The 19,545-nt window shown below is 72.1% G+C and carries 20 protein-coding genes; 6 read left to right on the forward strand and 14 right to left on the reverse strand.

The genetic code is table 11. The annotated features are described in order from the left end of the window. The 7 genes from VFR90_RS08505 to VFR90_RS08535 form a co-directional block, all read right to left on the reverse strand. Positions 1–1,702, reverse strand: a 1,702-nt coding sequence (locus tag VFR90_RS08505) for an MMPL family transporter (RefSeq protein WP_326405682.1), incomplete at its 3' end; no start/stop codon positions are given. Next, positions 1,699–2,316: a LolA-related protein gene (locus VFR90_RS08510; protein WP_326405683.1), complete on the reverse strand. Its 618-nt coding sequence runs from the start codon at positions 2,314–2,316 to the stop codon at positions 1,699–1,701. The genes VFR90_RS08505 and VFR90_RS08510, both read right to left, overlap by 4 nt. Positions 2,317–2,407: 91 nt before the next feature. Further along, positions 2,408–3,391 carry a lysophospholipid acyltransferase family protein gene (locus tag VFR90_RS08515; protein ID WP_326405684.1) on the reverse strand — a complete coding sequence of 328 codons (984 nt, stop codon included), beginning with the start codon at positions 3,389–3,391 and terminating at the stop codon, positions 2,408–2,410. Next, positions 3,388–3,702: an ApeI family dehydratase gene (locus tag VFR90_RS08520; protein ID WP_326405685.1), complete on the reverse strand. Its 315-nt coding sequence runs from the start codon at positions 3,700–3,702 to the stop codon at positions 3,388–3,390. Before VFR90_RS08520 ends, VFR90_RS08515 begins: the two co-directional genes overlap by 4 nt. Next, complete coding sequence (locus tag VFR90_RS08525) at positions 3,699–5,063, reverse strand: AMP-binding protein (protein ID WP_326405686.1); 1,365 nt, start codon at positions 5,061–5,063, stop codon at positions 3,699–3,701. Before VFR90_RS08525 ends, VFR90_RS08520 begins: the two co-directional genes overlap by 4 nt. A gap of 56 nt (positions 5,064–5,119) precedes the next feature. After that, positions 5,120–5,428, reverse strand: a complete 309-nt coding sequence (apeE, locus tag VFR90_RS08530) for an ApeE family acyl carrier protein (protein ID WP_326405687.1) — start codon at positions 5,426–5,428, stop codon at positions 5,120–5,122. A gap of 109 nt (positions 5,429–5,537) precedes the next feature. Next, positions 5,538–5,897 (reverse strand): hypothetical protein, encoded by a 360-nt coding sequence (locus VFR90_RS08535; RefSeq protein ID WP_326405688.1) that lies wholly within the window; start codon positions 5,895–5,897, stop codon positions 5,538–5,540. 326 nt (positions 5,898–6,223) lie between these two features. Here VFR90_RS08535 and VFR90_RS08540 point away from each other — a divergent pair, with 326 nt between their 5' ends. From VFR90_RS08540 to VFR90_RS08555, 4 genes are all read left to right on the forward strand, one after another. Next, positions 6,224–6,868: a phosphatase PAP2 family protein gene (locus VFR90_RS08540; RefSeq protein ID WP_326405689.1), complete on the forward strand. Its 645-nt coding sequence runs from the start codon at positions 6,224–6,226 to the stop codon at positions 6,866–6,868. Between the two features lie 85 nt (positions 6,869–6,953). After that, entirely contained in the window at positions 6,954–7,193 is a 240-nt protein-coding gene (locus tag VFR90_RS08545) for an acyl carrier protein (protein WP_326405690.1), read from the forward strand. 10 nt (positions 7,194–7,203) lie between these two features. Continuing rightward, the gene (locus VFR90_RS08550) at positions 7,204–8,430 is read left to right on the forward strand and encodes a beta-ketoacyl-[acyl-carrier-protein] synthase family protein (protein ID WP_326405691.1); all 1,227 of its coding nucleotides are present in this window, start codon (positions 7,204–7,206) and stop codon (positions 8,428–8,430) included. 51 nt (positions 8,431–8,481) lie between these two features. Then, on the forward strand, positions 8,482–10,287 hold the full coding sequence (locus VFR90_RS08555) for a glutamine--tRNA ligase/YqeY domain fusion protein (RefSeq protein ID WP_326405692.1): 1,806 nt from the start codon (positions 8,482–8,484) through the stop codon (positions 10,285–10,287). Between the two features lie 6 nt (positions 10,288–10,293). Here VFR90_RS08555 and VFR90_RS08560 read toward each other — a convergent pair whose 3' ends face one another. After that, positions 10,294–10,749 (reverse strand): (2Fe-2S)-binding protein, encoded by a 456-nt coding sequence (locus tag VFR90_RS08560; protein WP_326405693.1) that lies wholly within the window; start codon positions 10,747–10,749, stop codon positions 10,294–10,296. A gap of 12 nt (positions 10,750–10,761) precedes the next feature. Then, positions 10,762–13,008 (reverse strand): xanthine dehydrogenase family protein molybdopterin-binding subunit, encoded by a 2,247-nt coding sequence (locus tag VFR90_RS08565; protein WP_326405694.1) that lies wholly within the window; start codon positions 13,006–13,008, stop codon positions 10,762–10,764. A 212-nt stretch (positions 13,009–13,220) separates the two neighbouring features. Here VFR90_RS08565 and VFR90_RS08570 point away from each other — a divergent pair, with 212 nt between their 5' ends. Further along, positions 13,221–13,994, forward strand: coding sequence for a Crp/Fnr family transcriptional regulator (locus VFR90_RS08570; protein ID WP_326405695.1), 774 nt, complete (start codon positions 13,221–13,223; stop codon positions 13,992–13,994). On the opposite strand, the gene sbcB is transcribed toward VFR90_RS08570, so the two are convergent. The 5 genes from sbcB to VFR90_RS08595 all read right to left on the reverse strand — a co-directional run bounded on the left by sbcB (position 13,973) and on the right by VFR90_RS08595 (position 18,464). After that, positions 13,973–15,418, reverse strand: a complete 1,446-nt coding sequence (gene sbcB / locus VFR90_RS08575) for an exodeoxyribonuclease I (protein WP_326405696.1) — start codon at positions 15,416–15,418, stop codon at positions 13,973–13,975. The two genes, VFR90_RS08570 and sbcB, sit on opposite strands and share 22 nt — an antisense overlap. A gap of 37 nt (positions 15,419–15,455) precedes the next feature. Next, a complete protein-coding gene (locus VFR90_RS08580) occupies positions 15,456–15,923 on the reverse strand; it encodes a metallophosphoesterase family protein (protein WP_326405697.1) in 468 nt (155 codons plus the stop codon). Continuing rightward, a complete protein-coding gene (locus VFR90_RS08585) occupies positions 15,920–17,371 on the reverse strand; it encodes a M48 family metalloprotease (protein ID WP_326405698.1) in 1,452 nt (483 codons plus the stop codon). The genes VFR90_RS08580 and VFR90_RS08585 overlap by 4 nt, the downstream gene beginning before the upstream one ends. Positions 17,372–17,496: 125 nt before the next feature. Then, on the reverse strand, positions 17,497–17,778 hold the full coding sequence (locus tag VFR90_RS08590; RefSeq protein WP_326405699.1) for a hypothetical protein: 282 nt from the start codon (positions 17,776–17,778) through the stop codon (positions 17,497–17,499). Positions 17,779–17,852: 74 nt separating this feature from the next. Then, positions 17,853–18,464 (reverse strand): LysE family translocator, encoded by a 612-nt coding sequence (locus VFR90_RS08595; RefSeq protein ID WP_326405700.1) that lies wholly within the window; start codon positions 18,462–18,464, stop codon positions 17,853–17,855. 112 nt (positions 18,465–18,576) lie between these two features. Between VFR90_RS08595 and ppk2 the strand changes: the two genes are divergently transcribed. Next, a complete protein-coding gene (gene ppk2, locus VFR90_RS08600) occupies positions 18,577–19,515 on the forward strand; it encodes a polyphosphate kinase 2 (RefSeq protein ID WP_326405701.1) in 939 nt (312 codons plus the stop codon). The last annotated feature ends 30 nt before the right edge of the window (positions 19,516–19,545 follow it).

The raw sequence follows: 19,545 nt of genomic DNA on the forward strand, positions 1-19,545 counted from the left end.
GTTCGGCGCGCAGCGGCCCGCCGGCGGTCGCCTCGGCGAGGCGCTCGCGCAGCGGCTCGGCCTCGGGCAGGCTCGCGAGCCGCGCCGCTTGCGTCCGCAGGCTCGGCAGCAGGCGCGCCGGCGTGTCGTAGCCGGCCAGCGTGCCGTCGGCGACCAGCGGATCGAGCCGGCGCCCGGCTTCCTCGGCCGCGCGCAGCGCCGCCTGCGCGTCGGCGCCACCGGCGACGACCAGCGTGCGGGCCTCGCCGGCCGAAAGATCGCCGCGCAGGCTTTCGTCGAGCGCGAGCGCGGCACGCGGGATCGGGCTGAGCGAACTCAGGCTCGCGTTCCAGGCCGCGCCGCCGCGCACCACCAGCAGCGCGGTCGCCGCGAGGCCGAGCGCCAGGAGCGGCCACTTCAGGCGCGCCATCGCCTCGAGCAGCCAGGCGGTGAAGCGGCCCAGCGGGCGGCGCAGGCCGGCGCCGGCGGCGCCGTTCGGCATCAACACCGGCAGCACGAAGCGCGTCGCGAGCGCGGCGCCGATCAGCCCGGCCGTCGAGAACAGGCCCAGCTGCGCGAGCCCGGTGAAGCCCGAGAACATCAGCACGGCGAAGCCGCACACCGAGGTCCACAGGCCCAGGCGCACGGTGGGCCACTGGGTGTCGCGCCAGCGGCGCCAGCCCGGGCCGGCGGCCGCGACGCCGTGCGCGCCGCGCGCCTGGATCAGGTAGTAGATGGCGTAGTCGACCGCCTCGCCGATCAGCGTGCTGCCGAAGCCGAGCGTCATGCCGTGCACCGAGCCGAACGCGAGGCCGACCGCCGCCACGCCGCACAGCACGCCCGTGATGACCGGCACCGCGGCGACGAACAGCGCCCGCAGCGACGCGAAAGCCGCCAGCAGCAAGCCGCTCATCACGAGGCTGCCGGTGATGACCAGGTGGCGCGTCTCGCTCTGGATCTGCGCGCGGCTCTCGACCGCGAAGACGCCCGGGCCGCTGAGCTTCAGCTCGAGGCCCTGTGCCGCCAGCGGCACGAAGCTCGCGCGGACCTGTTCGATCGCGGCGAGCTGGCCATCGATGTCGCCCCCCTCGGCGCGCGTGGACAGCAGCAGCACGGCGCGCGGCACCTCGCGCCCGACCCATACGCCCTCCTCGCTGCGCGGCCCGCTTGCGGGCAGCAGCGCCTCCACGATGCGTTGCGTCTCGCCGGTCGGGTCGCGCTCGAGCAGCGGCTTCAGCGCGCTGCCGGCCGGCGTGCCGAGCAGCGACAGCGTCTCGTCGATGCCCTCGCGCAGGCCTTCGACGGTGAAGCGCTCCGGCCCGACGGCGGGGCTCAGCAGGTAGCGGTGGCGAAAGACCCACTCGCCGGACGCCTGCCATTCGGTACCCGGCGCGGCGCCCTGCTCGCCGCGGTCGCCGTTGTTCACCTGCTCGAAGCGCCCGCTCGCGCGCAGCGCGGTGGCGAGCGAGCGCGAGGCGGCGGCCCGCTGCTTCGCATCGCCGCCTTCGATGCCGACGAACAGCGTGCGGGCGATCGCGCCGGTCTGCAGCTGGTCCATCAGCAGCTGCTGGCGAGCGTCGGGGCTCGCCGGCAGGAAGGCCGAGAGGTCGGCGTTGAACGGCGTGCGCGCGATCACCGCCGCCGCGACCGCCAGTGCCAGCAGCCACAGGGCGATGGCCCGGCGCCCGTGCGGCGGGCGCTCGCTCGGAACGGGCGTGCTCAAGACGCGGGCCGGGGCGCCGAAGCGGCGTTCGACGGCCGCAGCGCGCCGATCGTCATCACCGAGCTGTCGCCGTCGCTCAGCTCGATCTCGATGCGGCGCAGCTCGCCGTGCTCGCCGGCGATGCGCAGCTTCGACACCGCCGCGAGCGTCGTCGGTGCCAGCGGCACGAGCTCGAGCGTCCACGCCCGCTCCTGACCGGCCAGCGTGCTGCGGAAGTGGCGCGCGAGCAGCGGCGCGTTGCCGGTCAGCGTGCCGCGCACCGCCTCGACCAGGCCGAGCAGCTCCGGCATCGCATCGAGCTGCAGGCTGCGCGTGCGGCCGCCGCGCGCGAGCGTCAGCTGGTTGCCCTCGACCGTCATGCTCTCGGGGCGCGGCTTGAGCGTCTGCCGGGTGAAGCGATCGGGCGCGGCGAAGCTCAGCGTGCCGCTCGCCTCGAGCGGCGCGTCGAGCCCACGCACGAAACGCTGCTCGGTGAAGCTGGCCTCGCCGGCGCGCTGCTGCGCGAGCAGCTTCATCAGCTGGCTCAGATCGAAGGCGTGCGCCGAAGGCGCGGCCGCCGACAAGACGACGGCGAAGAACAGGCTCGCGCCGAAGAAGCGACGACCACGGAGCACGCGGCCAACCGAGCGTCCGCCGCGGGCCGGCTTTGCCGGAGCGCCAGCGGCGCCCCCCTGGAGGGGAGCGGCGAAGCCGCAACGGCAGGGGTCAACCCTCTTTCCAGAAGTCATGGAAGTTGAACCAGTTGAAGGGGTGTGCGCGGCACAGCGCCTCGAGCCGAGCGACGTAGGCCGCGATCGCCGCGCGGATCGCCGCCTCGCGTTCGGCCGCGTTCGCGAAGCCGGTGCTGAAGTCGGCCAGCGGCTCGAAGCGAACCTCGTAGCGGGCGCCGCCGAGGTAGAGGCCGGCCATGAAGACGACGCGCCGGCGCAGCAGCGCGGCGAGCCGGAACGGGCCGTCGGCGAACGGCGCGGGGCGGCCGATGAAGTCGAGCGTCACCGTGCCCTCGCGGGCGCCGAGCGCGGCCATCGGGTCGGTGCTGCCCGGCGTCGGCGCCCCGAGCGTGCGATCGGCCAGCATGCCGGCCAGGCCGTTGGCGTCCAGCCAGTCGCGGATCGCGAGCATCGAGTCGCGGCGGCCCAGCGCGATCACCTCGGGCTCGGTGCCGGGGGCGATCGCAGCCAGCGTCTGCTGGATCAGGCGCGCGTTGTCGGGGTACATCACCATCGCGATGCGGCGCTCCGGCCGGGCACGACCGACGATGCGCAGGGCCTCGAAGCTGCCCAGGTGCGCACCGACCAGGAAGGCGCCGCGGCCGGCCTCGAGCATCGCGTCGAGCAGCTCGGTGCCGTGGGTGCGCAGCTCGAAGGCGGCTTCCTGGCCGCGCAGCAGGTAGACGCGGTCGAGGATCGTCGAGGCGAAGGCGTGGACGTGGCGGTAGCCGTCGCGCCAACCGGCTTCGCGGCCGAGCGCGCGGCCGAGGTAGCGGCGTGAATGGCGACGCTGCTGCGGCGAGAACAGCACGAAGTAGAGCGTCACCGGATGCAGCACGAGCCGCGCGAAGCGGCGCCCGCAACGCAGCGCGATCCACGCCATCAGGCGAAACGCGAGCGCGCTGCCGCGTTCGCGCTGGCGCAGCCAGTCGGCGTCGTCCTGGCCCGGCAAGCGGCCGGTCTGGCCGACGGCGCTCACGCCCCCGTCTCCGCGCGCAACTGGCCGCTGGCACTGAGCACGCCGCCGGCATGAACCTCGAAGCGCAGCGCCTTGCCTTCGTCGAACAGGCGCACCTCGCCCGCCTGCCCGGGACCCACCGGCGCCAGAAACTTCGCCGCGGCGACCTCGGGATGCGCGCCCAGCCGCGCGGCCAGCGCCGGCGCCGCGCGCAGCGCCCGCATCACTTCGGCGAGCAGCAGCACGCCAGGCAGCAGCGGCTGGCCGGGGAAGTGGCCGGCGAAGGCCGGGTGATCAGCCGCGACCTCGAAGCGGTGCACCGCGTCGTTCATCCGAGCCGCTCCTGCGCGAGCCGCGCAAGCGCGGCGGCGGCGAGCTTGCCGGTCGCCGCACGCGGCAGCGCATCGACATGGACGACGCGCCGCGGCACGAAGACGGCGTCCAGCCGGCCGCGCAGCGCCTGCACGATGGCTGCGGCATCGAGCTTCGGCGCGACCACGAAGGCCACCGGCCGCACCACCGCGTCGGCGACTTCGTCGGGCAGCCAGAACGCGCCGTCCTCGACGCCTTCGATGCTGTTCAAGTGGTAGTCGAGGTGCGCGAGCGAGCTGCGCTTGCCCGCGACATGGATCAGGTCGTTCGAGCGGCCGAGCAGCCGGAAGCGCCGGCCATCGCCTTCGGCGCCGGAGCCGGGTTCGATCGCGAGGATGTCGGCCAGCGGCGTCGGCTCGGCGACATGGCCGCCTTCGGCGACGAAGCGCTCGACGCCATCGACGAGCTCGGCGCGCACCCGCAGCGCGCCGAAGCACTGCCAGACCTCGGTGTGGACGCTGCGCCGCGTCGCGACCTGGCCGGCCTCGGTGCAGCCGTAGATCTCGACCAGCGGCCCGCCGAAAGCGCGCTCGGCCTCGAGCGCGAGCTGCGGCGACAGCGGCGCGGTCGCGCTCAGCAGCAGATCGACCGGCGGCAACGCCAGCCCGGCGCGCAGCAGCGTCTTCAGATGAAAGGGCGTCGTCACCAGCACGCGCGGGCGTGGCAGCGATTCGAGCGCCGCGACGATGTCGGCCGGGTAGAACGGCCGGCCGCAGTCGAAGGCCGCGCCGCCGAGCAGCCCGAGCAGCACGCTCGACTCGAAGCCGTAGCTGTGCTGCGGCGGTACCGTCGCGACGACGTTGACGCCGACCAGCGACGGCCGCTCCAGGCTGGCCGCGAGCCGCTCGGCCGCCGCCGCGATGTTGTCGACCAGCGTGCGCCAGCGCTTCGCATGCGCTTGCGGCGTGCCGGTGGAGCCGGAGGTCAACAGGATCGCGGCGTGCTGGTCGGCATCGATCGTCGGTGTCTCGTGAGCGAGCGCGCCGATCTCGGCATGTCGGATCTCGCCGAGGTCCGCTACGGGATCGTGCGTGCCGTCGCCGTAAACATAGAGCTCGGGATGTGCGGCACGCAGCCGCGCCAGCGTGTCGGGCAGCGCGTTCGGCGGCAGCAAGGCGGCCTGGCCACGCATCCAGGCCGCCGCGAGGCCGACCGCGAAAGCGTAGCGGTCGCTGCACAGATCGAGCATCGCGCCGCGGTCCGGCAGCCGCTGCGCAGCGTGCGCCGCGTCGGCGAGGAAGCAGCGCGCAATCAAGGGGCGTCCGGCGCGCCAGGCGATCGGCGCGTCGAGGTCGCGGGCGACGATGAGGGGCAGCTTCATGGCTGCGGGTCGGGTCGAGGCGAACGTCACGCGCGGCCGCGCGGCACGCTGCGCGATCAGGTCGTGCGGTGCTGCGCGATGTGCGCAGCGAGGCTGCGCAGCGATTGGAAGATCTTGTGGTTGTTCTCGTCGTCCGAGCGCAGCTGGAAGCCGTACTTCCGCGACACCTCCAGCGCGACCTCCAGGATGTCGATCGAATCGAGGCCGAGGCCTTCGCCGTACAGCGGCGCCTCGGGGTCGATTTCGGCCGGGCTTGTCTCGAGGCTCAGCGCCTGCACCATCAGCTCGGCCAGTTCGCGCTCGGCAGGCGATTGCTCCGGCGACGGTCCGGCAGCGGCGGCGAGGGCTTGAACGGGCGAGGACACGGACGGCTTCCTGGGGCTGAACGAAAGCCTGAGATTCTAAAGGCCCGCCCTCCGGTAACCGCGGCCGGCAGGACGGCCCGCCCGGGCATGCCGGGCGGATGTCGCGGACTCAGTAGCGGTAACGGCGGCCGTCGCGGCGGTCGTCGTCGTCACCGTAGCCGTGGCCCCGGTGGTAGTGGTGGTGATGATGATGCCGGTGACGACGGTCGTGGTCGCGCCAGCGGCCGTCGCGCCAATGACCGCGCGGTGCATAGACCGGCGCCGGGGCGTAGATGATCGGTGCCGGTCCGTAGACCACCGGCGGCGGCGCATACACCACGCGCGGGGGCGGCTCGTAGTAGATCGGCGGCGCCGGCAGGTTGATGCCGATGTGCCAGTTCACGCCCCCGGCGTGCGCGGCAGCCATCGACGCGAGGCTCGCGCCGACCAGACCGATCGCGGCAAGGGACTTGCGGACTGCTTGGTTCATCTTGTGCTCCTGTCGACCCGTGCGGCTGCTGCTGCGAGCCGGGCGGCCTGGGTCGGGCGCCGCCTGCACCGACAACGCGATGACGCAGCGGGCGGAAGACGCGGACGGCGCGGCGGGCCCGTGAAAGTTTGTAAAGCGCGCGATGCGTCGGCCGCGGCAACCCGCTGCCTAGAATCCATCGCCGGACCGCAGTTTCGGCAGCAACGCCCTCCTTCGTGTCCCTCCCGCCCTCGCCCAGAACGTCCCGCGTCGGTTCGTCGTTCCGGCCGTCCGAGCGCTGGCTGTACGGCAGCCGCACCGATTGGCGGGCCGCTCTTGGCGAGCGCGTGGCGCACCGCTTGTGGCTCAAGCTGATCGGCATCTCGGCTTTCATGTGGCTGTTCTTCCTCGGCTACTTCCACGTGCTGCGTAACCCCTCGGCGCCGCCAACGCCGATGCCGACGACTCCGATCGACGACTGGATCGTCTTCCAGCCCGGCCTGCTCGGCGCCTACATCTCGCTGTGGGTCTACCTCGGCATCGCGCCGGGCTTGCTGCTCGGGCTGCGCGCCTTGATCGTCTATGGCCTGTGGGCCGCCGCGCTGTGCGCGGTGGGCCTCGCCTGCTTCTATTGGTGGCCGACCTCGGTGCAGCCGGTCAGCGTCGACCTGCAGGCGCACCCCGGCTTCGCGGTGCTGCAGGGCGTGGACAGCACCGGCAACGCCTGCCCGTCGCTGCACGTGGCGACCGCCGCCTTCACCGCCGTGTGGATCGATCACCTGGTGCGCCACATCGGCGCCCCCGGCGCGCTTCGTGCGCTCAATGTCGCGTGGTTCGTGCTGATCGCCTATTCGACGCTGGCGATCAAGCAGCACGTGCTGCTCGACGCGGTCGCTGGCCTCGCCCTGGGCCTTGCGGTGGCCGCGCTCTCGCTGCGCTGGCGTGCTGCCGAGAGCCCGTCGAAACGCAGCGCATATCATTCGGCGCCATGACATCGGTCCTCGGTGCAACGGGGGTCGCGCGGCCCGGAACGAGCCCGCAACCGCGCCGACAAGCTGCCCCTTCGGAGTTGCCAGCATGAGTTCGCTCAAGGAATTGCAGGACCTGATCCAGCAGAAGTACGGCATCGATCCCGCGACCCTCGACCCGAACGCCTCGATCCGCGCCGCCGGACTCGATTCGCTGGCGCTGGTCGAATTCCTGTTCGAGGTCGAAGACAAGTTCGGCCTGTCGCTGCCCGAGGAACACTCGAACATCGACACGCTGAACGACCTGGCCAAGGTCGTCGACGAACTGCGGGCCGCCCAGACCGCATGAGGATGCGCGCGTGAGCCGCGTCCTCGTCACCGGCCTCGGCACGATTTCGCCGCACGGTGACGACACCGGAGCGATGTTCGACGCACTGCTCGCCGGCCGCTCGGCGATCCGCGAAGTGCTTCCCGAGCTGCCGAAGCCCGCGGCCGCGGCGCCGGTCGAGTTCGACGAGACGCGCTGGTTCACCAAGCTGCAACTCGCGGGCGTCGATCGCGTCAGCCGGCTCGCGGTGGCCGCGGCGGACCTCGCTGTGCGCGCAGCGTTCGCAACCGTCGGCGACGCACGGCCTGATCTCGACGTCGAGCCCGAGCGCATCGGCGTCTACGTCGGCTGCGGCATGGGCGGGGCGGCTGCACTGGAGACCGCTTACCGCGCCCCGAACGGCCGCGTGCCGCCGCTGACGGTGCCGGCTTTCATGCCGAACGCGCCGGCCGCGCACGTCGCGATGCGGCTCGGCGTGCGCGGGCCGGTGCTGACCTACTCGGTCGCGTGTGCTTCGTCGGCCGTCGCGTTGGCCGAGGCGGCAAAGGCAGTGCGCAGCGGCGAGGTCGATCTGGCGATCGCCGGCGGCACCGAAGCGCTGCTGGTGCCCGGGGTCGTGCTCGCGTGGCAGGCGATGCAGACGCTCGCAAGCTTCGCGCCCGGCGAGGCGGCCAGCGCCTGCAGGCCCTTCGCTGTCGACCGCAGCGGCTTCGTGCTCGGCGAAGGCGCGGCCTTCATGGTGCTGGAAGGCGAATCCCGCGCACGGGCGCGCGGCGCGCGGGTGCATGCCGAGCTGGCCGGCTGGGGCATCAGCTGCGACGCGACGCACCTCACCAAGCCCGACGCCGCCGGCCAGGCGCTCGCGATCCGCCAGGCCCTGCGTGGCGCCGGCCTCGCGCCGCGCGACGTCGGCTACTGCAACGCGCACGGCACCGCGACGAAGGCCGGCGACCCGATCGAAGCCGAAGCGCTCGCCGCCGTCTGGGGCGACGCGCTCGGCGACCTGCGCGTGAGCTCGACCAAGGCGCTGCACGGCCACCTGCTCGGCGCGGCCGGCGCGCTCGAAGCGCTGATCACCGTGCTCGCAGTCGAGCGCGCAGCGCTGCCGCCGAACGCGCATTGCGCCGAGATCGATCCCGCGGTCCGCCTGCATCTGGTGCGCGAGCCCGAGCAGCGCGAGCCCGCGTTGCGTGCCGCGCTGAGCAGCTCCTTCGCCTTCGGCGGCACCAACTCGGCACTGGTGTTCACCAAGGCCTGAGCGCGTCGCGGGCCGCGTGGTCGTCGGCGACCCGCCGATAAACTGCCTCGCATGCCCCACGATCCGAAGACTCCCGAGCCCGCGCGGCCGAGCAATTTCCTGCGCGGCATCATCGAGCGCGACCTCGAACAGGGCCGCTACGCGGGCCGGCGCTTCGCCGGCACCCCCGGCGACGCCGCCCATCACGGCGCCGCGCCGGTCGACGCCGCGAAGATCCGCACCCGCTTCCCACCCGAGCCCAACGGCTACCTGCACGTCGGCCATGCGAAGAGCATCTGCCTGAACTTCGGCCTCGCGCGCGACTACGGCGGCGTGTGCCACCTGCGCTTCGACGACACCAACCCCGAAAAGGAAGAGCAGGAGTACGTCGATGCGATCGTCGAGGCGGTGAAGTGGCTCGGCTTCTCGTGGCAGGAGGCTGAACGCAGCCACCTCTACTTCGCCAGCGACTACTTCGACTTCATGTACCGCGCCGCCGTTGCCCTGATCGGCGCCGGTCTCGCCTACGTCGACGAGCAGACGGCCGAGCAGATGCGCGCGACGCGCGGCGACTTCACGACGCCCGGCACCGCGAGCCCGTTCCGCTCGCGCGGCATCGAAGAGAACCTCGCGCGCTTTCGCGCGATGCGCGACGGCCAGCTCGATGACGGTGCCGCGGTGCTGCGCGCCAAGATCGACATGGCCGCGCCCAACATCAACCTGCGCGACCCCGCGCTCTACCGCATCAAGCGCGCGACGCATCACAACACCGGCGACGCCTGGTGCATCTACCCGATGTACACCTACGCGCACCCGATCGAGGATGCGCTCGAAGGCATCACCCACAGCTTCTGCACGCTCGAATTCGAGGACCAGCGGCCGTTCTACGACTGGCTGCTCGAGCACCTCTGCGAGCTCGGCCTGCTCGCGCGCCCGCGGCCGCACCAGCACGAGTTCGCGCGGCTCAACCTGACCTACGTCGTCACCAGCAAGCGCAAGCTCAAGCAACTGGTGGACGAGGCCCATGTCGAGGGCTGGGACGACCCGCGCATGCCCACCCTCGCCGGCCTGCGCCGCCGCGGCTACACGCCCGAAGCGATCCAGCTTTTCTGCGAGCGCATCGGCGTCACCAAGGACCACAGCTGGATCGACTACGCCGCGCTCGACGCAGCGCTGCGCGACGACCTCGAAGCCAAGGCGCCGCGCGCGATGGCGGTCGTCGATCCGCTGCGGCTCGTGTTGACGAACTGGGCCGAGGTCTTCGGCAGCGCCGATCATCGCGAGCCCTGCGAAGCGCCGGCGCACCCGCACCGCCCCGAGCTCGGGACGCGCCGCTTCGAGCTCGGCCCCGAGCTCTGGATCGAGCGCGACGACTTCGCGGAGTCACCGCCGAAAGGCTTTTTCCGCCTGTTCCCGCCGGGCGCGGCGGGCCCGGGAAGCAAGGTACGCCTCAAGTACGGCGTGATCGTCGAGTGCAGCGGCTGCGAGAAGGACGCGGCCGGGCGGGTCACGGCGGTGCACGCCACCGTCGTGCCCGACACCAAGAGCGGCACGCCGGGCGCCGACGCGGTGAAGGTCAAGGGCACGATCACCTGGCTCGCCGCGCACGATGCCGTCGCCGCCGAGCTGCGCCTCTACGAGCGCCTGTTCACCGAAGCCCAGCCCGATGCCGGCGGCCGCGATTTCCTCTCGGTGCTGAACCCGCAGAGCAAGCGCGTCGCGCTCGGCTTCGTCGAGCCCGCCCTGGCTGCCGCCGCGGCCGGGCAGCACCTGCAGTTCGAACGCCACGGCTACTTCGTCGCCGACACCAAGGACCACGCGCCCGGCCGGCCGGTGTTCAACCGCATCACCGGCCTGCGCGACTCCTTCTCCAGGTAGCGCGCTTCACATCGCCGCCGCGGCTTGCTTGATCGCCTGCCGGATGCGGCCGTAGGTGCCGCAGCGGCACATGTTCTCGATGGCGTCGATGTCGGCGTCGCTTGGGTTCTTCGTTCGGCTGAGCAGGTCCACCGCGGCCATGATCTGCCCCGGCTGGCAAAAGCCGCATTGGGGCACGTCGATGTTGAGCCAGGCCTGCTGCACCGGATGCAGCGTGGCGCCGTTGGCCAGGCCCTCGATCGTCGTGACCTTCCTGCCCTGCACCGACGAGACCTTGGTCACGCAGGTCTGCACCGCCTTGCCGTCGACGAGGCAGGTGCAGGCCTTGCACACGTTCAGGCCGCAGCCGTACTTCGGGCCGGTGATGCCGAGCTTGTCGCGCAGCACCCAAATCAGCGCCATCTCCGGCGGCGCATCGACGGTGACCGGCTGCCCGTTGACGATGAAGCTTTGGTTCGGCATGGCGGGCTCCTTTCAGTTGAAGGCCGGCACCGCCGGCAGCTGGCCGGCCGGCGTGGGTGTGTAGACGGGCTGGGCGTTGAGCGGGAAGTTGCGCGGCTTGCGGCCGGTGGCGCGCGCGTAGGCGTTGGCGATCGCCCCCGAGGGCGCGCTCATCGCCACCTCGCCCATGCCGGCCGCGGGCTCGCCGACGTCGGGCATCACGATGATCTGCACGTCCTTCGGGAAGTCGCGCATCTTGCAGAAGACGTACTGGTTGTAGCTGCCCTCCTGCGGCAGCCCGTCCTTGATGTTCATGCCGGTCTTCAGGATCAAGGAGATCGCCTCCGCGATGCCGCCGTGGCACTGCTGTTCCACGCCCGAAGGGTTGATCGCACGGCCGACGTCGATCGCCATCACGACCTTGGTCACCTTGCAGTTCTGCGGGTCGCGCGCGTCGAGCTCGACGATGCAGGCCGAGAACGAGCGCGACTCCATGTGCACGCCCACCCCCTGCGCGAAGCCGGCCGGCATGCGCTTGCCCCACTGCGCGGCGCCGGCCACGCGCTGCAGCACGGCCTTCGCGCGCTCGAGCCTCAGGAATTCCATGCGGAACTGCACCGGGTCGCGGCCGAGCTTCGCGGCGATCTCGTCGACGATGATTTCCTCGACGGTGCGCGCCGGCTGGATGTGCACCGAGCGGTAGGAGACGGTGTTCATCTCCAGCGCCACCGGGAACAGCAGCTTGGTGCTGACGCCGAAGTTGTACGGCGAGGTGACCATCGTCTTGAAGAAGAACTGCTCGTAGCCGAGGTTGCCGACGGTGTTGATCACCGCCGGCGGCAGCGAGCCGCCGAGCGCGGTGCCGATCTCGCCGTAGCCGTGGCGGGCGTCGAGCCGCACCGCGCCGATGCTCTGCTGGTAGCTCAGCACGCTGCCCGCGGTCAGCAGCGTGGGCGGCAGCATCGCGACGCGCACCTTGTGCACCTGCGGCGGCCGGTGGCGCGTGTGGCGGATGTCGTCGCTGCGGTGGTACATCAGCTTGCAGACGAGGCCGGTCTTCTTCGAGACCTGCGCGGCCACCTGCACCGGGTCCCAGAAGAGGCGCCGGCCGAAGGCGCCGCCGCTCGGGATCACGTGCGCGACCACCCGCGTGGGCAGCAGGCCGAGTTCGAGCGCGACCGACTGCGCAGTGACGATCGGGCTCTGCAGCCCGGCCCAGATCTCGGCGCGATCGGGCTTGGTCGCGTCGACGATCGCGCACTCCACTTCGAGCGGGCAGGCGGTCGCGGCCTTCCAGGTGAATTCGGCGTCGATGCCGATCATTCCGGGCGGCACCGGCAGCTGCGGCGGAATCGCCGCGCGGCACTTCTCCCAGATCGTCGCGTTCGACTCGCCGGCCATCGTGCCGGGTCCCCAGGTGATGTCGAGCGCGTTGCAGGCGTCCCAGGCTTGGCCGAAGGTGTCCGCCATCACCGCGACGCCGGGCGGGATGCCGACCACCGCGCCGCCGCCGGGGACCACCTCCACCGCGCGCACGCCCGGCAGCGCGAGCACCGCGGCGCGGTTGTTTACGCTGGCGACCGAGCCGCGGATCGTCGACGGCATCCGGCACATCGTCGGCACCGCGCCGGGCACGTCGATGTCCATCGTGAACTTCTTGCGACCGGTGACGATGTCCAGCGCATCGAGCTTGCCGAAGCGCTTGCCGATCACCTTGAACTGCGCCGGATCGCGCGGCGTGCCGGCCTGCGGCAGCAAGCCGGCACGCAGCCTCGCCGCAGCCACCATCGCCGGCAGCACCGGCACGAAGGCGCGCACCGAGCAGGAGCCGCCGGTGATCTGGTTGAAGAGCAGCTCGGGCTGTGCGTCGGCCGACGTGACCCGCACCTTCGACAGCGGCACGCCGGCTTCCTCGGCGATCATCATCGCGACCGCGGTCGCGATGCCGGTGCCCTGCTCCAGCCGCGGCAGCGCCATCGTGTAGACGCCGTCGCCGTCGATGTCGAGCTTGACCAGCGGCATTGTCGGCGCGCCGAGCTGCACCAGCGAGTCGCCGACATCGTAGAAGTCGGTCGTGTCCGGCGGCGTCAAGGGCAGCGGCAGCGCCTGGGCCGGCGCCGATGCCGCGAGGCCGGCGGCCGCGGTGAGCACCGGCGCGGAAGCCGCCGCGCTCAGCACTCGGCGCCGCCCGGCGTCGACCTTCGCTCCGGCGGCTTCGTCGTGAACGGCCTCGGCGGTTCCGACCGCCTCGCGCACGGGATTGACGGGATCTCGCTTCATCGATGTCTCCTTGCAGAGCGGGCCGCGCCGCGGGCCCGGGCCATCGTCTCGGCCTCGCCGGGCAGCGGCTGTCGTTGCAACGACATCCCGGACTGGTGTTTTCCCCGTGAATCCGCGCTGCGCGGCCGCCCGTAGTCGCCGACGCGCGCACGGGGGTTGCCCCCGCCACCCGCCGGCCCGCAGAGGCCGCGGCCAGCCAGGAGACAGATCGGATGAAGACCTCCGAGAGCATGCTGCGCGGCAGCACCTGGGCGTCCTCGCTGGCGCCGCCGGAACTCGATCGTGTCGTCGCCGAAGCCTTCGAACGGCATCTGCCGGTCGGCGGCCATGCGACGCACCGCGGCGAGCCGGCCGAGTGCTGGATCGGCGTGATCGACGGGCTCGTGAAGATGACCGTCTCGCACACCGACGGCCGGCATTCGACCCTCACCGGCGTCACCGCGGGCGGCTGGGCCGGCGAAGGCACGCTGCTGAAGGGCGGACGCTGGGGCTACGACGCGGTCGCGGTGCGCGACACCCGGCTCGTCTGCATCCCGCGGCACAGCTTCGAGCGGCTGGTCTCGACCAGCCTGCCGTTCAACCGCTTCCTGCTCGCGCAGCTCAACGCGCGCCTGAGCCTGTTCATCGGTCTGATCGAGAACGACCGCCTGCTCGGCCCCGACGCGCGCGTCGCGCGCTGCCTCGCGATGCTGTTCGAGCCGGCGCTCTATCCGAACACCGGCAGCTTCGTGCAGCTGAGCCAGGAGGAGATCGGGCTGCTGTCGGGCGTGTCGCGCCAACGCGCGAACGAGTCGCTGCATGCCCTGGAGCGCGACGGGCTGCTGCGCGTCGACTTCGGCGGCGTCACCGTGCTCGACCTGCCGGGGCTGCGCTGCTACGCGGGGCCGTCGCGATCGTCACGGCGCAACGCCCGCGCGCCGCTGCAGGCCGCTGCGTTGGCGGCGATCGACACGCCGGCGGCGGATCAGCCGATCTCGGTGATGTAGTCGACCAGATCGCCGAGGATCGCGTGGCCGCGCTCGTCGGCGCCCTCGACGAGCCCGTCGATGCGTTCGAGCAGCTGCTCGACCGTCGGCCAGCCCGCCTCGCCGCCATGCAGGCGGCGGTGGCAGTGCGCGAGCCAGCGCGCGCGCTCGGCGGCGTCCAGGGTCGTGGGAAAGTTGCGCGCGCGCCACCGGAACAGCAGCTCGTCGAGGCGTTCGTCGTTGAACAGCGGTGCGCGGTTCGCGAGGCTGGCCGCGCGCTCCGCGCCGGGCAGCGCGAGCAGCCGCTGGAGCACGCGCCGGTCGGCGTCGCCGACGAAGCCTCCGTAGAGGTCTTCGTCGACGTCGGGCGGCGTGGCTGCCGGCGGCCGGCGCATCACCTCGGGCCACAAGCCCGCGAGCGTGCCGGCGCGCTCGCCGGCGGCGCGCGCGTGGCGCAGCGAGGTTTCGACATCGATGCCCCAGTGCGCCGCGCGCTCGGCGCTCAGCACGCGCAGGTTCGCGATGACGACCGGCGACTTGTTCAAGTGCACCGTCTTGATCGGCAGCCGCTCGACGCCTTCGGGCCGATCCTCGGCGCGGGTGAACAGCCGCTCGCGGATCGCCTCGGCGCTCAGGGACCACAGCAGCTCAGGGTCCTGCGCGCAGTCCCAGACGATCACCTCATTCTTGTTGGTCGGGTGCGGCGCCAGCGGCCACACCAGCGCCAGCGCGCCGCGCTCGGCACCGTACATGCCCGAGACGTGCAGCAAGGGCGTCGCGGCCCGCTCGGCCGCGGCGAACTCGGCCGCCACCTCGTGCTTGCTGCGCAGGCGCAGGCAGAAGTCCCACAGCCGCGGCTGCGCCTGCCGGATGCGCCGCGCAAGCGCGATCGTCGCGCGCACGTCGGACAGCGCGTCGTGCGCGGCCGTGTGCACGAGGCCGTTGGCCGCGCTCAGGTGCTCGAGCTTGAACGAGGGGTGGCCATCCTCGCGCTTCGGCCATTCGACGCCCTCGGGCCGCAGCGCGTGGCAGCAGCGCGCCACGTCGAGCAAATCCCATCGGCCGCACTCGTTCTGCCATTCGCGGCCATAGGGCTCGATCAGGTTGCGCCAGAACAGGTGGCGCGTCACCTCGTCGTCGAAGCGGATCGAGTTGTAGCCCACGCCCACCGTGCAGCCGCGCGCGAGCTGCTCGTGGATCGCCTCGGCGAAGGCGTACTCGGGGAGCCCCCGTTCGAGGCAGATTTGCGGCGTGATGCCGGTCAGCAGGCAGGCCTCGGGCTCGGGCAGGAAGTCGGGCGCGGGCCGGCAGTACAGCGTCACCGGCGCGTCGATCTCGTTCAGCTCGGCATCGGTGCGCACGCCCGCGAATTGCGCAGGCCGCGTGCGGCGCGGATGCGCGCCGAAGGTTTCGTAGTCGTGCCAGAAGAAGCTCAAGTCGGCCATCGGGCGATGATGCCCTGCGCCCGCGCTCGACCTTGCCTCAGGCGGACACGACGGGCAGCTCCTCGATGCGTGCCGAGACCGACCCGCCCTGCACGATCAGCTCGCCCACCGCGATGGGCAGCTTGAAGCGCCGCGGCCCCGCGCTGCCCGGGTTGACGTAGAGCACGCCGTCGCGCCGCGCGACCGACGGCTTGTGCGAGTGGCCCGAAACGACCACCTGCACGCCTTCGGCCCCTGGATCGATCGCGAGCTCGGCGAGGTCGTGGATGGCATGGAGCACGACGCCTTCGAGTTCGACGCGCTCGGTGGGCCGCAGCCGTTGCGCCCACGCGCCGCGGTCGTTGTTGCCGAGCACCGCGGTCAGCGGCGCCAGTGCCGCCAGCGCGTCGAGGACCGCAGGATCGCCGATGTCGCCGGCATGCACGATGTGGTCGCTGCCGCGCAGGAAGGCCACCGCCTCGGGCTGCAGCAGACCGTGGGTGTCGGAGATCAGGCCGACCCTCACTCCACCACCTTCACCAGTTCGCCCGGCTTCGGCTCGCGCCCTGCGCTCGCGGTGCCGTAGACGCCGTTGATCAGCCTCAGCCGGTCTTCCGCGCCGGCGCCCAGCGGCGAGCGCTTGGCGAGTTCGGCGAAGCCGCCGCGCGGCAGCGGCGCGGTCTTCAGCACCCATGGGCGCGCGGCGGCGCGATCGGCGGCGCTCAGCGGCCGGAAGCTGGCCTCCGCCTCGCGCAGCGTCGGCAGCGCGCGCTGCAGCGCCGCGCCGTCCTTGCCCAGGTACTGCAGCAGGTAGGGCTTGGCCTGCGGGCCGCTGACGACGGTGAGCACGACGTTGCTCGTCTGCCCCTGTGCGTTCTGACGCGTGCCGACGAAGTGCGTCGCCGCGAGGCCGTGTAGTTCGCGCCTTTCGGTGCGGCCTGCCGTCGGCTTGACGAGGTTGCGGATGATCTCCTCGTGCGTCGTGCCGGCCTTCTCGGGCACCGGCCGCACGACGAGGCCGGCGTCGCCGGCGCCGTTGACCAGCGCGACCGCCGCCTGCGCGTTCTGCACCTGCCAGCCGGCGGGCGCGGTCAACGCGAAGCCGAGCGGCTCGTGGAAGAAGTGCTGGCCGCGGGTGACGCCCTGCGCGCGGCTCTCGCCGAACGGCAGGCCGTCGATCGCGCGCAGGAAGCGGCCGCGCGCGTCGTCGGCGTAGGCGGCCTGCGGGTAGCTGGCGGCGATGCTGCGGATGTCTTGCAGCCGCGTCTCGTTGCTCGGATGCGAGGCGAGCCAGTCGGCGCCCTCGCGCTCGCCACGGCCGGCGGCCTTGGCGTGGTCGGCGGCGTATTGTTCGTGGCTCTTCAGCACCTGGATCACGTCGACCATGTTCTTCGGGTCGTAGCGCGTCTTGGCCAGGTACTCGGCGCCGAGCCGGTCGGCCTGCAGTTCCTGGTCGCGGCTGTAGCTCGCGACGTAGCCGGCCGCGACGCCCTGCGAGACCTGGTTCGCCACGTCGCCGATCCCCAGCACCGCGCCCAGCACGCTGGCCGCGAGCACGCCGATGCCGGCCTGCTGCTGGCGCGTCGCGCGCTGCGCGCCGTGGCGCGCGGTGACGTGGCCGATCTCGTGGCCCATCACGCCGGCGAGGTCGGCCTCGCTTTCCATCGTGGCAAGGATGCCGCGCGTGACGTAGACGTAGCCGCCCGGCAGCGCGAAGGCATTCAGCTCCGGCGAGTCGAGCACGGTGAAGGTCCACTTGAGCTGCGGCCGGTGCGAATGCTTCGCGAGACGCTGGCCGAGCTCGTCGACGTAGGCGGCGAGCTTTGGGTCGTCGTGGCGGCCGTATTGCTGCACGACCTGCTCGTGGGCCTTGGCGCCTTCGGCGACTTCGGCCTCCTCGCTCATCACCGTGCGTTCGGTGCGGCCGGTGACCGGGTTGACGACGCTCGCGCAGCCGGCCAGAACCAAGACCAAGCCGAGCGCGCCGAAAGCCGACCACCAGCTGCCCCGCCCAGCAGCCGCCGCGGATCCGGCTTTGCCGGGCCGCCAGCGGCGCCCCGTTGACGGGGAGCGGCGAAGCCGCAACGGGGGTGGGCCCATCAATGCGGCTTCTTCGGGGATTCGAACTGCTCGGGGCGGATCACGTTGCCGTCGCGTTTTGCCTTGTGGCGGGCGCGGCGGATCGCCTCGTCGGCCTCGCGCGCCGCGCGGCGGCGCACGCCGCGCCATTGCCAGCCTTCACGCAGCCGGGTGCGCAGCGCCTGCCAGCGCCGCGCGACGAAGGCATCGAATCGATGCCGCCGCACGTCGCCGACGACCAGCCGCACCAGCAGCACGACACAGACGGCCAGCACGGCGCCGGCAAGCCAGATCTCGATCATCGAAGCAGCTCCCGAAATCACGTTGCGTCCACCACCACCTGCGTCGGAAGCCTAGGCCACGGAGCGCGCCGCCGCTAGCGAGACAACACGAGTTTGGCGCCGAAGCCGATCAGGATGCCGCCGGCGATGCGCTCGAGCCAGCGGCCGATCGCCGGCCGCGCCCGCAGCCGCTCGGCCAGCCGGTGGGTCAGCGCGACCACGACGGCGCCGTAGGCGAAGGTGAGGCCCGCGATGGTCGCGGCCATCACCGCGAAGGTCTGCAGGCCCTGGTGCCGGGCCGGGTCGACGAACAGCGGGAAGAACGCCATGTAGAACACGATGGCTTTCGGGTTCAGCAGCGTGATCGCCATCGCCTGGCGGAAGTAGTGGCGCGGCAGGATGGTGATCGGCGAGGCATCGCCGGGCCTGCGGAGCAGCGCCCAGCCGAGCCAGGCGAGGTAGGCGGCACCGGCCCACTGCAGCGCGGCGAACACCGCCGGCGAGGCCTGCAGCAGCGCCGCGACGCCGGCGACCGCGAGCCACATCAGCACCTGGTCGCCCGCGATCACGCCGAGGGTCGCCGCCAGCCCGCCGCGCACGCCGCCCTTGCCGGTCGAGGTGATCAGCGCGAGGTTGCCCGGCCCGGGGATCGCGAGGAAGACGATCACCGCCACCACGAACGCACCGTAGTCCGCCACGCCGCCCATCGTTCCTGCTCCTTCGCACGCGAACGCTGCCGACTATGCCGCAGCGCCCGGCGGTCATCGCTGCGTCATCGCCGCCCGGCAGCCTCGTGCGACCTCTGCCCTGGACGCGCCCATGCCGAACGAAACGCTGCCGCACGACGACGACCTGCTCGACCGCATCGACCTCGACCTGCTCGACGGCTACGACGAGGAACTCGAGATGGAGTTCGAGGACCGCCGACTCGACGCGGCGGCCGACGGCGACGACGCCGCCGACGCCACCAAGCGCGCCGCGCGCCGCCACGAACGCCAGCACTACTTCCGCGAGCTGTTCCGGCTGCAGCACGAGCTGGTCAAGCTGCAGGACTGGGTCGCGGCCACGAGGCAGAAGATCGTGATCGTCTTCGAAGGCCGCGACTCGGCCGGCAAGGGCGGCGCGATCAAGCGCATCACGCAGCGGCTGAACCCGCGGGTGTGCCGCGTGGTCGCGCTGCCTGCGCCGAACGACCGCGAGCGCACCCAGTGGTACTTCCAGCGCTACGCGGCGCACTTGCCGGCGGCCGGGGAGATCGTGCTGTTCGATCGCAGTTGGTACAACCGCGCCGGCGTCGAGCGGGTCATGGGCTTCTGCAGCGAGTCCGAGGTGGAGGAGTTCTTCCGCTCGGTGCCGGAGTTCGAGCGGATGCTGGTGCGCTCGGGCATCAAGCTCGTGAAGTACTGGTTCTCGATCACCGACGAGGAGCAGCACCTGCGCTTCCTCGGCCGCATCCACGATCCGCTCAAGCAGTGGAAGCTCAGCCCGATGGACCTGGAAAGCCGCCGCCGCTGGGAGGACTACACCAAGGCCAAGGAGACGATGCTCGAGCGCACCCACATCCCCGAGGCGCCGTGGTGGGTGGTGCAGGCGGTGGACAAGAAGAAGGCGCGGCTCAACTGCATCGCCCACCTGCTCGCGCAGCTGCCCTACGAGGAAATCGCGCGGCCCGAGGTGGTGCTGCCGCCTCGGGTGCGGCACGCCGACTACGCGCGCCGGCCGATCCCGCCCGCGATGTTCGTCCCCGAAACCTACTGAAGCGCCGGCTCGGCGTCGGCGCGCTCGGTC

It is taken from the genome of Methylibium sp., assembly GCF_035762065.1.
Taxonomy (GTDB): domain Bacteria; phylum Pseudomonadota; class Gammaproteobacteria; order Burkholderiales; family Burkholderiaceae_C; genus Methylibium.